At 59.9% G+C, this 15,686-nt stretch carries 13 protein-coding genes; 9 read left to right on the top strand and 4 right to left on the bottom strand.

From position 1 onward, the window contains the following. Positions 1 to 51 precede the first annotated feature (51 nt). Positions 52 to 834 carry a zf-HC2 domain-containing protein gene (locus tag HMPREF2614_RS03460; protein WP_038626324.1) on the top strand — a complete coding sequence of 261 codons (783 nt, stop codon included), beginning with the start codon at positions 52 to 54 and terminating at the stop codon, positions 832 to 834. Here the strand turns inward: HMPREF2614_RS03460 and HMPREF2614_RS03455 are convergent. After that, positions 831 to 2,387 (bottom strand): dolichyl-phosphate-mannose--protein mannosyltransferase, encoded by a 1,557-nt coding sequence (locus tag HMPREF2614_RS03455; RefSeq protein WP_038626322.1) that lies wholly within the window; start codon positions 2,385 to 2,387, stop codon positions 831 to 833. The two genes, HMPREF2614_RS03460 and HMPREF2614_RS03455, sit on opposite strands and share 4 nt — an antisense overlap. A gap of 82 nt (positions 2,388 to 2,469) precedes the next feature. Between HMPREF2614_RS03455 and rsmI the strand changes: the two genes are divergently transcribed. Together rsmI and HMPREF2614_RS03445 are read left to right on the top strand one after the other, a co-directional pair. Continuing rightward, positions 2,470 to 3,324, top strand: coding sequence for a 16S rRNA (cytidine(1402)-2'-O)-methyltransferase (rsmI, locus tag HMPREF2614_RS03450; RefSeq protein ID WP_187401012.1), 855 nt, complete (start codon positions 2,470 to 2,472; stop codon positions 3,322 to 3,324). A gap of 160 nt (positions 3,325 to 3,484) precedes the next feature. Next, on the top strand, positions 3,485 to 5,161 hold the full coding sequence (locus HMPREF2614_RS03445; RefSeq protein WP_038626318.1) for a BCCT family transporter: 1,677 nt from the start codon (positions 3,485 to 3,487) through the stop codon (positions 5,159 to 5,161). Here HMPREF2614_RS03445 and HMPREF2614_RS03440 read toward each other — a convergent pair. Continuing rightward, a complete protein-coding gene (locus HMPREF2614_RS03440; protein WP_038626316.1) occupies positions 5,158 to 6,399 on the bottom strand; it encodes an aminodeoxychorismate synthase component I in 1,242 nt (413 codons plus the stop codon). The genes HMPREF2614_RS03445 and HMPREF2614_RS03440 overlap by 4 nt on opposite strands. A 126-nt stretch (positions 6,400 to 6,525) precedes the next feature. On the opposite strand from HMPREF2614_RS03440, the gene metG reads away from it, so the two are divergent. The 6 genes from metG (at position 6,526) to HMPREF2614_RS03410 (ending at position 13,840) form a co-directional block, all read left to right on the top strand. Then, positions 6,526 to 8,352: a methionine--tRNA ligase gene (metG, locus tag HMPREF2614_RS03435; protein ID WP_070560146.1), complete on the top strand. Its 1,827-nt coding sequence runs from the start codon at positions 6,526 to 6,528 to the stop codon at positions 8,350 to 8,352. 15 nt (positions 8,353 to 8,367) lie between these two features. Next, positions 8,368 to 9,192 (top strand): TatD family hydrolase, encoded by an 825-nt coding sequence (locus HMPREF2614_RS03430; RefSeq protein WP_038626313.1) that lies wholly within the window; start codon positions 8,368 to 8,370, stop codon positions 9,190 to 9,192. A gap of 177 nt (positions 9,193 to 9,369) precedes the next feature. Beyond that, positions 9,370 to 10,509 (top strand): resuscitation-promoting factor, encoded by a 1,140-nt coding sequence (locus tag HMPREF2614_RS11360; protein WP_038626312.1) that lies wholly within the window; start codon positions 9,370 to 9,372, stop codon positions 10,507 to 10,509. A 64-nt stretch (positions 10,510 to 10,573) separates the two neighbouring features. Beyond that, positions 10,574 to 11,488 carry a 16S rRNA (adenine(1518)-N(6)/adenine(1519)-N(6))-dimethyltransferase RsmA gene (gene rsmA, locus HMPREF2614_RS03420; RefSeq protein WP_070560143.1) on the top strand — a complete coding sequence of 305 codons (915 nt, stop codon included), beginning with the start codon at positions 10,574 to 10,576 and terminating at the stop codon, positions 11,486 to 11,488. A 23-nt stretch (positions 11,489 to 11,511) separates the two neighbouring features. Then, on the top strand, positions 11,512 to 12,027 hold the full coding sequence (locus HMPREF2614_RS03415) for an NUDIX hydrolase (protein ID WP_070560141.1): 516 nt from the start codon (positions 11,512 to 11,514) through the stop codon (positions 12,025 to 12,027). Further along, positions 12,011 to 13,840, top strand: coding sequence for an ABC-F family ATP-binding cassette domain-containing protein (locus HMPREF2614_RS03410; protein WP_070560139.1), 1,830 nt, complete (start codon positions 12,011 to 12,013; stop codon positions 13,838 to 13,840). The genes HMPREF2614_RS03415 and HMPREF2614_RS03410 overlap by 17 nt, the downstream gene beginning before the upstream one ends. A gap of 29 nt (positions 13,841 to 13,869) precedes the next feature. On the opposite strand, the gene HMPREF2614_RS03405 is transcribed toward HMPREF2614_RS03410, so the two are convergent. Together HMPREF2614_RS03405 and HMPREF2614_RS03400 are read right to left on the bottom strand one after the other, a co-directional pair. Next, on the bottom strand, positions 13,870 to 14,844 hold the full coding sequence (locus HMPREF2614_RS03405; RefSeq protein WP_070560136.1) for a cation diffusion facilitator family transporter: 975 nt from the start codon (positions 14,842 to 14,844) through the stop codon (positions 13,870 to 13,872). Positions 14,845 to 14,864: 20 nt separating this feature from the next. Next, positions 14,865 to 15,632, bottom strand: a complete 768-nt coding sequence (locus HMPREF2614_RS03400) for an alpha/beta hydrolase family protein (protein ID WP_005511397.1) — start codon at positions 15,630 to 15,632, stop codon at positions 14,865 to 14,867. Between the last annotated feature and the right edge of the window lie 54 nt (positions 15,633 to 15,686).

Below are 15,686 nucleotides of genomic sequence, written 5' to 3'. Positions count from 1 at the left end.
GACCTCATTAGGTACAACCCCCTTAAGAGTTAAAAGCGGAGGAGATTCCCCGTGGAGTGCGAGGAAATTCGCGCAGCATTGTCAGCTCGCCTCGATGGCGAGCAGGCAAGTATTGCCGATGAAGTCATCGATGCCCATCTTGGGGCCTGCGAGGAGTGCCGAGCTTGGTACGAGCGAGCGGTGCGGCTGAACCGCGCCCTTACGGTTGGGCCTGCCGATGGTATGCCGGAGGTTTCCACGGATGATCTCTCGGAGCGCATTTTGGTCTCCATCGAACCGGAGCGCCGCCGGCGTGAGCGCGCATGGCTGCTCATAGCCGGCACCGCCCGCGGGGTGCTCATTGCGTTGGGACTTTGCTGGGCGGTCTGGGGGATTGCGACGCTGGTAGACGCCTCCGACATGATGACGCTTGGACTTTCCTCGACACAGCCGCAGGACGGTGCAGGAATCGCAACAAGCACGGGAGCGCCTATCGACGGTTCCACTGCCACCGTTGACCCAATGGAGCTCGGAGCACGCCTTGCCATTCAACTCGCGGCAATTCGGCTTGCATTGGCAGTGGGATTGTTCTGGGCTGCTTGGCGGCCGCGCGCTGCCATGGGCATGGCGCCGGTCTACGGTGCCGTCGCCACGTTCAGCATCGGTTTTGGTATTCGTGACATTCTCATCGGTGCCCAGGGAGCATCAGAGATCGCTGGCCTGGCATTGATGTTTGTCTCCGCTTTGACGCTGGCCGTTGTGTGGCTGGGCGGCTATACGCCGACGGCAATCGCACAGGCATGGCGGGCCGCCTCGGGGTTGCCGGTCACAGGCGTGCCACCACAGCGGGACTAGCTCCAAGATGGCAACCAGAACCGCCATTCAAAGTGGTTGAGAGGCAGCGGGTAGCCGGTCAAAATTGGCAGCCAGAACACAAACGCGGTCACCACTAGTGCGGCGTGCGTGCCAACGATTACCAACCCCACCGGCTTACCGCCGGGCCGCCAGTGTGAGAGATCGTCGGCAAGCAGAGCAAAGGCGATGAGTACGAATGGAATCAGCGCGGTGGCGTAGAAAAAGTACATCTGCCGGTCGTAGCCGATGACCCACGGCAGCCACGAGGCGAGGAAACCGATGACGGGCAGCGCGTAGCGGCCGTCGCGGCGGCCGAGCCAACGCCATGTGGCCCACAGGACCACGGGGACCAGCAACCACCAGATGGGCGGGGTGCCAAAGAGCATCATCCAGCCCTTGCACTCCTGGCCGCCACTGCAGGTGGTTTCGGTGGAGTAGTAGAGCATTGGCCGCCAACTGACCAGCCACTCCCAAGGCTTGGACTCCCAAGGGTGTTTGTGGCCATTAGAGGTGGTCAGCTCGGCGTGGAACTTCAGCACGCTGTTTTGGTAGTGCAGGTAGTTCTGCAGGGCCTCGGGAAGCCAGTCGGTGCCGGGGAGTCCCGTATCGCGGTCTTCGGGTGAGACATGGCGATAGACCGACGTTTCTTCGGCGAACCAGGAACGCCAACTTAAGAAGTAAACGCCCAGCGGGACTACCACCAGATCACGCAACGCCGGGGCGGTATCACGGGAGAGTGCGCCGAGCACGGGTTTGTGCGCACCGGCATTCTTGCGGGAGACCAGATCCGTGAAGACGGACCACAGACCGAATGCGGCCATGTAATACAGGCCAGACCACTTCACCCCGGTGGCAAGCCCCAGCATGATGCCGGCGAGCAGTCGCCACCAGCGATAACTGAGATAGGGGCCGAAACTACCTAGCTCCGTGGCGGATTCCAGGCGCTTGCGGGCATCGGCCTGGTCGATGAGAAGTGCCCACGCGGCCGCAGTGATGAAGAAGGTCTGAATCATGTCCAGCATGCCGACCCGGGAGGAGACAAACAGCACTCCGTCGGCAAGCGCATAGAGACCAGCGATACCCACTGCCAACCGCGAGCCGCGAGAGATGCGTCGGACGATGTCCATGAGCAGCAGTATGACCAGCGTGCCACACACCGCCGACATAAACCGCCAGCCCATTGGTGAGTAACCGAAGATCCATTCGCCCAAGGCGATGACCTGCTTGGCCACTGGCGGATGCACAATCAGACCGTAGCCGGGATTGTCCTCAATGCCAGACGAGATGGGGTCGCGGGTGGACTCCAGAATCTGCCATGCTTGCGGCACATAGTGCTTTTCATCGAAGAGCGGGGTGCCATTGTCGGTCTTGGCAGCAAGCCCGATGAAACGGGTTAGCGCTGCGACGATTCCGAGAACCACAAAAGTGGCGGTATCCCATTTGTCCCACCGCCGCAGTGGCGGCAGCGAGGGCACCGGGGGAATCGGGCGCAGGAAACGCTTTTTCGCGCGGCGCTCGGTTTCCGGTGGTGGGGTTAAAGCGGCATCGGTCACGAATGTCAGTTTAAGCTATGGAATCATGACGCATTCGGCATCGAACTTCCAACCGCACGAGAACGCGCCTCTTAGCGAGGCAATGACGCTGGCTCCTGGCATCACTCTGGTGGCAACGCCGCTGGGCAATATCGCCGATGCCTCCGACCGCTTGCGCGGTGCGCTTATCGACGCCGATATCATCGCCGCGGAAGACACCAGGCGGGCACGCAACCTGGCCACAGCGCTGGGCATTTCCCCCAAGGGGAAGTTTGTTTCGAACTTCGATCACAACGAAGAGAGCCGCACTGAGTCGCTGATTCAGGCGGCGAAGGCGGGACAGAAAGTCATTGTGGTGACCGATGCGGGGATGCCGGTGGTGTCGGATCCTGGCCTGGCTGTGGTGGCGGCTGCACATGATGCGGGCGTGCCGGTGTCCTGTGTACCAGGACCGAGCGCGGTGACTACCGCATTGGCTCTCAGTGGTTTGGGTGTCGGCCACTTTTGCTTCGATGGTTTTGCACCTCGTAAACAGGGGGCGCGCCGGGCATGGTTGGAATCACTGAAGACAGAGAAGCGGGCCTGTTGTTTCTTTGAGTCGCCGCATCGGTTGGCTGTTACGTTGGCCGATGCTGCGGAGATTTTGGGTGAGGAGCGGCGCGCGTCGGTAAGCCGTGAGTTGACCAAGCGTTTTGAAGAGACTCGCCGTGCGACGCTGGGGGAGTTGGCGGCGTGGGCGGAGGAAGGTGTCCGCGGCGAAATTACGGTGGTGATTGAAGGCGCGGGGCAGCAGGCAACGGAGGTATCCACGGAGGGCTTGGTTGACCGCGTGGAGGAGCTCGTGGCTGATGGCATGCGACTGAAGGATGCCGCGAAGCAGGTTGCAGCAGAGGCGGGAATGACGAAGCATCGAGATCTCTACCAGGCCGTTTTAGCAGCTCGGGACGAAAATCGTTAACTGATTGTTACTTTGTGGCGGAAAATGTTCAAGCGCACGCCAGTGAACAGGGTAAACTCCGTTATTGGAAGTTTTTTGCAACCCATAAAAAATGAGGAAAACCTGAGAGAATCCACATCCTGAGTTGAAATCCCAGGTCAATGGTGGACATGGTGGAGGAATGACGAATCCACCAGAGCATGAAATACAACAAGAAGTAGGGGAGTCAGTCGTCGGCGAAGTCAGGGCCGACGATTCTCACGCTCCCGTGAACCTCGGGGTTACCATCCCCGCCGTTGTCGCAATTCTGGCAATCATCGTCTGGGGCCTGGCGTGGCCGGATAGTTTCTCTACGTTCGCATCTAGCTCTCTGAACTGGGTCGTGGAGAACATCGGCTGGCTGTTTATCTTGGCCAGTACCGTCTTTGTCTTCTTCATTGTGTCCATCGCGATTTCCAAGTTCGGTCACATCCGCTTGGGCAAGGACAACGAGAAACCCGAGTTTTCCACGCCTAGCTGGATTGCCATGATGTTCGCCGCCGGTATGGGCATCGGTCTGATGTTCTACGGTGTCGCTGAGCCGCTGACCTTCTATCGCGATGGCGTGCCGGGCCACGAGCCGAAGGAAGTCGGTACCGCCATGGCTTCGACGATGTTCCACTGGACTCTGCACCCGTGGTCGCTCTACGCCATCGTCGGTCTCGCAATTGCTTACTCGACCTACCGCCTCGGCCGAAAGCAGCTGATTTCGGCGGCGTTCATCCCGCTCATCGGCGCACGTCGCGCTGAGGGATGGTTGGGCAAGCTTATCGACGCGCTTGCGATTTTTGCCACCGTCTTCGGTACGGCAGCTTCTCTCGGTGTTGGCGTACTTCAGATTTCCGCCGGTTTGGAAATCAACGGGTTCAACGCCATCAAGGGCGCACCTTTGTGGATTGGTCTTATTCTCGTTCTGGGCTGTGCCTTCTTGGCCTCTGCACTGTCGGGCGTGGGCAAGGGCATCCAGTACATCTCGAACTTCAACATGGTTGCCGCAGGTCTGCTGGCTCTGCTGGTGTTGGTCCTCGGCCCTACCGTGGTGATTCTGAACCTGATTCCGACCTCCATTGGCAGCTACCTGGATTCCTTCTTTGAGATGGCCTCCCGCTCCAGTGCTTCCGCTGACGGCACCGCCGGTGAATGGCTCTCTTCCTGGACAATCTTCTACTGGGCCTGGTGGATTTCCTGGTCGCCGTTTGTCGGTATGTTCATCGCACGTATTTCTCGCGGCCGTACTATCCGTGAGTTCGTCTTCACCGTCGTCGCAGTTCCGTCGATTGTCTCTGCAGTGTGGTTCTCCATCTTTGGTGGCACCGCCATTACCCACGAGCAGCAGGGTGCGTCCATCTACGGTGACGGTTCGGCCGAGAGTCAGCTGTTCAATCTGCTGGAATCCTTGCCGGGTGGCGCGATTACCTCGGCTATTGCAATGATTCTGCTGGCTACCTTCTTCATTACCTCGGCGGACTCCGCCTCCACCGTGATGGGCACCATGAGCCAGTTCGGTCGACTCACAGCGTCGCGCACGGTCACTGCTATGTGGGGTATCTTCACCGCTCTGATTGCCATCGTCCTATTGGTCACCGGTGGCAGCGATGCCCTGTCGAACCTGCAGAACATCACTATTTTGGCGGCAAGCCCGTTCGTCATTGTTATCTTGGCGCTGATGGTTGCGCTGGTTAAGGGGCTTTCCGACGATCCGATGTACCTCGATGACAAGGAACAGCGTCAGTTTGCCCTGCGCATGGCTCGTGAGCGCCGCTTGGCGGAAGCGGCCGAACAGCGCGAGCGCCGCCGTGCTCGTAAATTGCGCAATTAGCTTTCCAACAGCAGCGGTGCGGCCTTGGCCTCAATCTCGGCCCATTCGCCCTCGGGTGTAGACCCGATGGTGATGCCACCGCCGATGCCAGCTTCGACCCGAACTCTCCCCGAGTTCGGGTCTTTTGTGTACTCAGCGGTACGAATACCGACATTGAGCTCAAGTGCATCCCCATGGGCCGCACCAATCGCGCCGCAGTGAGCGCCACGGGGTTCGGGTTCCCATTCGCGCAGAAGCTCAATCGCTCGCAGCTTCGGTGTACCGGTGACTGAGGCCGGTGGGAAGCAGGCTTCGATGAGCTCAGCGTGGCTGAGCTGATCGGGAAGTTCCGCGGAAACTGTGGAAAAGAGGTGCCACACGCCCGGTGCCGGACGCACACTGAGCAGGTCTGTGACCTTCACGGTGCCGGTCTTGGCAACTTGACCGAGGTCATGGCGCACCAGGTCGACAATCATGATGTTCTCGGCGACATCCTTGTCGCTGCGCAATAACTCGTTCGGGGACCGGTCAGCGGGAATCGTGCCTTTGATGGGAGTTTCAGTCACGCTTGTGCCTGCGCGGATGAGGAACTCCTCAGGGCTCAGCGAGGCCAGGATTGGAATTCCAACGTCGAGATTGCCGGGCAAGAATGCTGCTCGAGCCGGTTGATACCGCGCCACGCGGGAGGAAAACCACGCGCCGGCGTGGGCTAGTGCAGAGTCGCTCGCTGCCAGCTCCGCGTGAAAGCGTGTGGAAATGCAGGTTTGATACACCTCGCCTGCGGCAATTGCCTCCTTACAGTTTGTCACCGCAAGCTGGTGGTGTTCTCGGTCGCCTTGATCCCACTCCAGTGGTGTGGCCGCGGGGAGCGCGTCGGCACGCGTGTCTTCGTGCGAGTAGTTGATGGCCTCCTGAAGGGCTTGGAAATCCGGATTGAAGGGGTCACCGGTGCCGGGGCCGTCGAAATGCCACGTGCCGTCGTCGGCAAGCAACGCGACGCAGGTAGCGACCCCGTGCGCGCTGGTGCCGGAGTAGGGGCGGAACCCAAAGATCCACGCATCGGGGTCGGGGCTGGTGAAAAGCGCTGCCGACTCGCAGGCAGTGAGCTCGACGTTGGCGGCGAGAACCGCGCGATAACCGAACCAGGAGCCGATGAGTGCGGCGGGACGATGACCGGCAGCGATAAGACGCGCCAGCGCAGTGGTCGCACGCGAAGTGAAGTCAGCAGCCGAGCCGGAGGAGGTAGACCGAGTGGACATAGAACATAATCGTAGTGACTGCGCATGCGTGCGATGATGGTAGGGGACAGTTCATGTGGACTTCATGAGGACTCCGTAAGGGACACAGTTCATCGCGATGGCAGGTCATCTATTACCCTGTTAGATATGTCTCGCATTTTCACAGCAGTTGCGTGGCCGTACGCTAACGGTCCGCGACATATCGGCCATGTTGCAGGTTTCGGAGTCCCCTCGGACGTTTTCGCTCGCTACCAGCGAATGATTGGCAATGACGTGCTGATGGTCTCCGGTACTGATGAGCATGGCACGCCGCTGCTTGTGCAAGCAGAGAAGGAAGGCGTTTCTGTCCAGGAATTGGCCGACCGTTACAACCGCCAGATTGTGCAGGACCTCGCGGGTCTGGGGCTTTCCTACGACCTGTTTACGCGCACTACCACGCGCAACCACTACGCGATTGTCCAGGAGCTCTTCCGCGGGCTCTACGAAAACGGCTACATGGTCAAGCAGACCACGATGGGGGCGATTTCCCCGTCGACCGGGCGCACGCTGCCGGACCGTTACATCGAAGGTACCTGCCCAATTTGTGGCGCTTCCGGTGCCCGTGGCGACCAGTGTGACAACTGCGGTAACCAGCTTGACCCGGCCGATCTGATTGATCCGGTGTCGAAAATCAACGGCGAGACCCCGAAGTTCGTTGAAACTGAGCACTTCTTGCTCGACCTGCCAGCGCTGGCAGAGGCCTTGACCGAATGGCTTCAAGAGCGCAAGGACTGGCGCCCAAATGTGCTGAAATTCTCCCTGAACATCCTGAAGGACATCCGTCCGCGCGCAATGAGCCGCGACATTGACTGGGGTGTTCCGATTCCGCTGGAGGGCTGGTCGGAAAACGGAACCAAGAAACTCTACGTTTGGTTCGACGCTGTCGTCGGTTACCTATCCGCTTCCATCGAGTGGGCCTGGCGCATCGGTGACCCGGAAGCGTGGCGCAAGTGGTGGAATGACCCGGAGGCGCTGTCCTACTACTTCATGGGCAAGGACAACATCACCTTCCACTCCCAGATTTGGCCGGCTGAGCTGCTGGGCTACCGTGGCGAAGGTTCCCGCGGAGGCAAAGTCGGGGAGCTCGGTGAGTTGAACCTGCCGACGGAGGTCGTCTCCTCGGAGTACCTGACCATGTCGGGCTCGAAGTTCTCCTCTTCCAAGGGCGTTGTCATCTATGTGAAGGATTTCCTGGCGGAGTTCGGTCCGGATCCGCTGCGCTACTTCATCGCCATGGCTGGTCCGGAAAACCAGGACACCGACTTCACCTGGGATGAGTTTGTCCGCCGCGTGAATAACGAGCTGGCCAACTCCTGGGGAAACCTGGTCAACCGCACCGTGTCCATGGCTTTCAAGAGCTTCGGTGAGGTGCCAACTCCGGGCGAGCTCACCGACGCTGACCGTGAACTGCTCGACCTGGCTGAGCGCTCCTTCGCCGAGGTGGGTGACGCACTTGCGCTATCCCGTTTCCGCGCTGGTATCACTGCCGCAATGCACCTGGTCGGGGAGGCGAACGCCTACATTGCTGCGCAGGAGCCGTGGAAGCTGGCGAAGGACGAGTCCCAGCGTGAGCGTCTCGCCACTGTGTTGTGGACAGCGCTGCAGGTAGTCAGCGACGCCAATGTCCTGCTGACCCCGTACCTGCCGGAAAGCGCGCAGAAGGTCTTCGAGACCCTGGGTGGCGAGGGCATCTGGGCCGCAATGCCAGAAGTCCAGGAAGTCCAGGACGACATGCCGGTCGAACCGGTCGGCGCAGACTTGCCGGCAGAGGGCAGGAGCTACCCAATCATCACTGGTGATTACGTCAATCAGAAGGCCGCCTGGCATCGCTTCGACATTGAGCCGGGTACGCAGCTTGCAAAGCCGAAGCCGATTTTCTCCAAGCTCGACTCGGAGTTGGCTGAGCACGGCCCTGAGTGGGCACAGGTGAAGTAGGGGCGCAGTAGAGGAATGGGAAAGCGCAAACGCAAAATTGCAGAACCCGCGGAGTATCTCACTCCGCTGTTTGACGCCCACACGCATCTCGCGTCCTGCGGGGCGCAAACTCCGGAGGAGATTGCGGCTCTCATGGACCGTGCCGCCGCAGCGGGCGTCGTCGGAGTTTGCACGGTCGGCGATGGCATGCCGGAAACCGAACTGGCCTTTACCGCCGCACACGCGCACCCCAACGTCTGGGCCGCCGCTGCCATCCATCCGACGCGCGCACACGAGCTTGACGACGACGCCAAGGCCCGTCTGACCGAAATGGCTGCCGACCCCAGGGTTGTGGCCGTGGGCGAGACGGGATTGGATTGGTACTGGTTGGATTCTCTCGACGGCTGCGCGTCGAAGAGCGAACAGCTGGCTGCGTTGCAGTGGCATATGGAGCTCGCAGCAACCGTCGGCAAGCCGTTGATGATTCATAACCGCGACGCCGATGAAGATCTGATGGCGGCGTTGGACGGCTATGAGAACACGGTCATCTTGCACTGCTTCTCCTCGCCCATTGAGGTTGCCCGCGAGGCCATTGCGCGCGGTTACCTGCTGAGTTTTACCGGAAACGTGACCTTCAAACGCAATGATTACCTGCGGCAGGCTGTGGCTGAGGCGCCGGCGGAGCAGCTGCTGGTGGAAACCGATGCCCCCTACATGACCGCGGAGCCGTTCCGAGGTGCGCGCAATGAGTCAACTTTTATCGGTCATCAGGCGCGTGCGATGGCTGCGGCCCGAGAAATCGGGGCGGAGGAGATGGCGCAGATTTTGACGGATAACGCACGTCGGGTGTACGGCATTTAAGCACGTGTCGGCGTATTGTCGCCCTGAGCTGTGGAAATGCAGCCGGGGCGGTTTGTTGTATTTCCCGTCACTTTTATCGATATATTTTAGACAACACTGAATCTTTACCGTACTGTTACAAACTGTATTTCTTTCATCTGATAGCTGCCCATCCTCCGAAAGGCTGTGACGAACCCCGTGAGTGCTGCGAAGAAGCGTCATCTCAATCGTGCTAACGACGGAGTCTCCACTTCGTCCAAGATCGCTGCTGGCGGTCTGGTCGCTGCTGTTGCTCTGGGTGGCACTGTCGCAGCATCCAACTACGACACCATCACCGTCGAAATTGACGGCAAGGTCGAGCAAATTGCAACCTGGTCCAAGGATGACAAGGCCATTTTGGAGAAGGCTGGTGTCGAAACCACCGGCGGAGACCTGGTTCAGCGTCAGGGCGACCTCACGGACGGCGGCAAGCTGGTCTACCGCTCTGCCAAGCCGGTCACGATGATTGTCGATGGCAAGCCGCAGGAGCACAAGACCAATGCCATCACTACCGATGAGCTGATTGAAGGTCTGAAGAAGCAGGGGCTCATCTCCGATAAGGACAAGGTCGAGGTCGAAAAGGGCGAGATTTCCGCTAAGGGGGTCGAACTCGACGTCGTTCGTGCCAAGAATATTGTGCTTCACGACGATGCCAAGGACATCGACCTGACCGTCCCGGCTATGACCGTCGGTGATGTACTGGCACAGCGTGGCATTGAGCTGCGTGAAGACGACACCGTTGAGCCGGGTCTGGATGCGCCGGTCACTGAAGGCATGCGCATCGCGCTGTCTCGTCTGATTGATAAGACCATCACCGAGACTGAGGAAATTCCAGCTCACGAGAACATCATTGAAGATGATTCGATGTTCGAAGACGAGCGCATCGTTGAGCAGGAGGGTGAGCCGGGCCAGGTAGAACGTCAGGTCAAGGTCACCTCTCGCGACGGCGAAGAGCTCGGACGCGAGGTCCTGGAAGAAAAGGAGCTAAAGGCTCCGGGTATCTCCACTATCCGCCAGGGCACTAAGTCTCGCATCGCAGCTCCGGCCGCTGGCTACGGTGTGTGGGATCAGCTGGCCCAGTGTGAGTCCGGCGGTGACTGGGCTATCGATACCGGTAACGGTTTCTCCGGTGGTCTACAGTTCACCGATTCCACCTGGGCAGCTTACGGCGGTACTGAGTACGCACCGCGCGCATCGCAGGCTTCCCGCGAGCAGCAGATTGCTGTCGCTGAGCGCGTCCAGGCTGGTCAGGGTTGGGGTGCATGGCCCGCTTGTACCGCTTCCATGGGGCTTCGTTAAAGCTAGTTCAGACTAGCCAAACGAGCTAAACCTATTTTTTCTTTTGACCCCGTAGTATCTAACTGTGACTAAAGCAGAAGTTTCTTTCCTGGGGCCGGTCGAAGTACGTGACCTGGCGGCGCAGTTGGATATTGTCCCGACGAAGAAATTGGGGCAGAACTTCGTCCACGACGCCAACACCGTGCGTCGAATTGTCGCTGCGGCGGACTTGCCGGAGGATTCCTACCCTGTTGAGGTCGGTCCCGGCTTGGGCTCGCTGACCCTGGGATTGCTCGAACACTGCGGCCGTGCCGCGGCTGTCGAAATCGATCCGCGGTTGGCGGAGCGTTTGCCCCAGACAGTCGCCGAGCGCGCCGAGGGCTGTGAACTCGAGCTCATTGAGAAAGATGCGCTGAAGGTCAGCCGCGAGGACTTTCAGACCTCGCCGGATGCACTGGTGGCTAACCTTCCGTACAACGTTTCGGTACCGGTACTGCTGCACATGCTTGCCGAGCTCCCCACCATCCGCCGCGTGCTCGTGATGGTGCAGTCTGAGGTCGCTGACCGGCTGGCGGCTCAGCCGGGCTCCAAGATTTACGGCGTCCCCAGCGTCAAGGCCGCCTACTACGGCACAGTGCGTCGCGCCGGTGCCATTGGTCCGCACGTCTTTTGGCCGGTCCCGAAGGTTGATTCCGGGCTCGTTCGCATTGACTGCTACGCCCGCTCCGACGCTCCTGAGAACTCCAATGCCGCCGATGCCCCCGAGGCTCCGTGGGAGATTTCGCCGCAGTTCCGCGCGCGACTTTTCCCGCTTATCGACGCTGCTTTTGCGCAACGCCGCAAGACCCTCCGTGCGGCCCTATCAGGGATTTACGGATCTGGTGCCGCAGCCGAAGAGGCGCTTATGGCAGCGGGGATTGACCCCAAGCAGCGAGGAGAGAAGCTCGAAATTGCTGATTTCGTTCGCCTCGCTGAGGTCTCACGAGACCAGCGCTTTTAACAAAGGACAGGCGATCGTTCCTCATGCACCGTGACGACAACCCCAACAGGGCCGAAATCGGCCGGCGCGAACCGCGCGGCCTGGCTTGGACTAAGTTCTGGCCTGACGACGACGGCTGGGTGTGCAACTGCATAGTTTTCCGAGGCGACCGCTTGCTGCTTCTGCTGCGTGAATACGAGGGCTTCCTCGGGGGACAGTGGGATTTGCCCGGTGGCAAGCTCGACGCGGGGGAGGAGCCCGCGGAGGCCGCTGTGCGCGAACTGCGTGAAGAGGCCGGCCTGCGCGCAGCGGAGGTCAGCGAATTTGCCCACTATTCCAATCCGGACTTGGGCGGGGAGAATTTCCGCTTCCACACGGTGACCTTTCTAGTACGCGAGGCTGACGACACGCAGAATGTCCAGCTCAGCGGCGAGCATCCGGAGTTTAAATGGGTAACCCGAGAGCAGTTCGATGAGCTGCCGGTGGCCTGGTATGTCCGGCGTGTGCTTGGCAAGGTCGAATGGGGCACAATAAATACTCATCATGGCGAATCTGATTAATTGCGAGAATATTTCTAAGTCCTTCGGGCTCAAGACTCTGCTCGACGGCGTCAGCCTCGGCGTTCAAGAGGGCGACCGCATCGGTGTTGTCGGTTTGAACGGTGGCGGCAAGTCCACACTGCTGAAGATTCTGGCAGGCGTGGAGCCAGCGGACTCCGGACGTATTTCGCGAGCCAACGACATGACCATGGCGCATGTCACCCAGGGCGCCGAGCTCGACCCGAATTCCACCGTGTTCGAGTGCGTCATTGCACCGCTGGGACTCGCTGAACACGAGTGGGCAGGAAATGCTTCCATCCGTGAGGTCCTCGATGGCATCGGTATCAATGACCTCGGTATGGATACCAAGGTCGCCAATCTCTCCGGTGGTGAGCGCCGTCGCGTTAACCTGGCGGCCGCACTGGTCCGCGATCTTGATCTGCTCATTCTCGATGAGCCAACCAACCACCTCGATATTGAGGGTGTGCAGTGGTTGGCCGATCATGTTCTTTCGCGCCGGGCAGCCCTGGTCGTCGTCACGCACGATCGTTGGTTCCTGGATACCGTTGCCACGAAAACGTGGGAAGTCCACGACGGTACCGTCGATTTTTACGATGGCGGTTACAACGACTGGACGTTCGCGCGTGCCGAGCGTGCGCGCCAAGCCGATGCCGCCGAGCAGCGTCGCCAGAACCTTGCGCGTAAGGAACTCGCGTGGTTGCGCCGGGGTGCGCCGGCCCGCACCTCGAAGCCTCGCTACCGCATCGAAGCAGCTGAGGCTCTCATCGCCGATGTCCCGGCGCCGCGTGATTCCGTGGAGCTGATGGCGTTTTCGCGGCGTCGACAGGGCAAGGTGGTCGTAGAGCTAGAGCATGCGTCCCTGGAAACGCCCGATGGTAGGGAATTGCTTAACGACGTCACGTGGCGTCTGGCCCCCGGCGAGCGCATTGGCCTGGTCGGTGTCAACGGCTCGGGTAAGACGACCTTGTTGCGCGCATTGGCGGGAGACTACCCCTTAAGCGATGGCAAGCGGATTGAGGGCAAGACGGTGCGCCTGGGTTGGCTGCGACAGGAGCTCGATGATTTGCCGCTGGATATGCGTGTGCTCGACGCTGTGGAGGACGTGGCGACCTACATTGACCTGGGCAGGAAGCAGATTAGCGCCTCGCAACTGGCGGAGCGACTGGGTTTTTCCCCGAAGCGGCAGCGCACTCCAATTGCAGACCTCTCCGGTGGTGAGCGTCGCCGCTTGCAACTCACACGCGTGTTGATGAGTGAGCCGAACTTCCTGCTGCTCGACGAGCCGACGAATGACCTGGATATTGACACGCTGCAGGAATTGGAAGATCTGCTGGACAATTGGCCGGGCACACTGGTGGTCATCTCTCACGACCGCTACCTGATTGAGCGTATTGCCGACTCGACCTGGGTCCTCTTCGGCGATGGCGAGCTGACGAACTTGCCTGGCGGGATTAGTCAGTACCTCCAGCGTCGCGCACAGCTGGCCGACTCGGCCGCTAGTGGCGGTGCCTCTCAAGCAAATGCCGGTAGTCCGCAGACCCGTGGCGCAGCTTCAGAGGAGGATACCTCGAAGCTCTCGGCCGCGGAAGCTCATGCTGTCCAGAAGAAGATGAGTGCCCTGGAGCGGAAGATGGCGAAGCTCAGCCAGCAAGAAAGTGAACTGCATGCGCAGATGGCGGAAGCGAGTGCTGATGTAGCCAACTTGGACACACAAAAGCTGGCGGACCTCGATCGCCGTGCTGCGGAGGTGGCTGAGCAGAAGGCAGAGCTGGAGATGGAGTGGCTGGAGCTAGGGGAGCAGCTCGAGGGCTAGCACCTCACTTCAGCTACTAGCCGAACACCCTAGGTATGAGCCGGGTACTCGTGGTCAGCGTGCCCGGTTCTTTCAATCTGCACCGTGGCGTGTTCAATCCCGTGGACGTCGTGAAGCAGTGCCTGCGCACGGTCGAGTAATACGTGCTCGTCGCCATCAGGGAGCGTGTCGCAGCGCACGAGGTGGACAGAAGCCAACAGGTCATTGCCATTGAGGGACCAGACGTGGAGGTCGTGGACATCGGCCACTCCATCCAGATCAGACAGGTCAGCAGTAATTTTCTCGGTGTCGACGCCCTCCGGGGTGTACTCCAGCAGCACGTGAAGGCAGTCGCGCACCAGAATGGCAGCGCGCGGGACAATGAAGAGCGCAATCACGATAGAGACCACCGAGTCGATGGCCGTCCAACCGGTGTATGCAATAGCGATAGCGGAGATAATGACGGCGACCGAACCAGCGGCGTCGACAAGCACATGGAGATATGCGCCGCGGACGTTGACGCTTTCCTTGGCAGCACCCGCGAGCAGAAACGCCGCAATAACGTTGGTCAGCAGGCCTATGACCGCGATGATGAGCATCGACATGGTCTGAATTTCAGATTGTTCCACTGACCCGAATCGCCGGATTGCGCCCCAGAGAATCACAGCGGCAATGATGAAAACTGTCAGCCCGTTGACGAGAGCAGTCAGAACTTCAACACGACGGTACCCGTACGTCGCGCGGTGATTGGCTCCGCGCTGGGCGATAGCCAAACCGGCGACCGCCATAAGCAAGCCCGCGGAGTCCGTCACCATATGGCCGGCATCTGCCAGCAGCGCCAGTGAACCCGAAACCAAGCCACCGATGAGCTCGGCGAGAAAAACGACAAGAGTTAGACCCGCAGCCGCGAGCAGGCGGCGGGCAGGAGTATTCGCGGGGTCAAAATGAGCGTGGTCATGGCCGTGACCGTGGCCGTGTGAATGACCGTGGCCGTGTGAGTGGCCAGAGTGTTCAGTCGTGTCCATAACCCCTAATGATAACAGGGTTATTCAGCCTCCGGAAGATAGCTGTCAGCCCACGCATAAATCAGGTCAGCGGCACGCGCAGCGGACTTAGCGCGAGTGAGCAAGTGGTCCGCGCGATCCAAGCTCATCAGGGATTTTGGATAGCGAGATACCTGGAAAATTTTCTGTGCACTGTCGATACCGACGGTTTGGTCGGTCGGGGAGTGCAGAATCAGAAGCGGCTTGCGCAGCTGGCTGAGATAGACCTCCGGGTTGTAGTCCGCCAACACTTCCAGGAACTCACGGGAGATGGGAATGCCACGACCTTCAATCTGCAGAACCTGCGTGCCGTGCTCATCGACCGTCGAAATGTCCCCGGCGATGCGCACAATCGAGTGTGCCGGATCGAAGGGTGCACCGATTGTCGCTACCGCCTTGACCTTCGGCATATCGTGGCCGGCGTTCAGTGCCGCTGCGCCACCGAGCGAATGCCCAATTAGCAGTGACGGCGCCTCGAATTCTGCCTCCATGAACTTGTAGGCAGCCTTGAGGTCATCAATGTTGGTCTGGAACGTCGTCTCGCCGAAATCGCCAGTGGACTGCCCAAGGCCAGTGAAGTCGAACCGGAACGCTGCAATGCCCTTCTTCGCCAGCGCCTTACAGGTGCGTGACGCGCCGGGCACCATCCGATTACACGTGAAGCAATGACCAAATAGCGCCCACGCGCGTGGCTTACCGTCCGGCAGATCAATCGATGCAGCTAGAGTCTCGCCTGTCGATCCCGTGAATTTTAGGTGCTTTGTTGGCATAGGTTATATCCGCGTCTCAGTGTGTGCTCAATGTGTGTACGTTTTCGCTTTACG

Origin of the sequence: Corynebacterium sp. HMSC074C11, assembly GCF_001809455.1 — a bacterium.
Lineage (GTDB): Bacteria > Actinomycetota > Actinomycetes > Mycobacteriales > Mycobacteriaceae > Corynebacterium > Corynebacterium amycolatum.
This window is presented reverse-complemented; position numbering and strand designations above follow the sequence as displayed.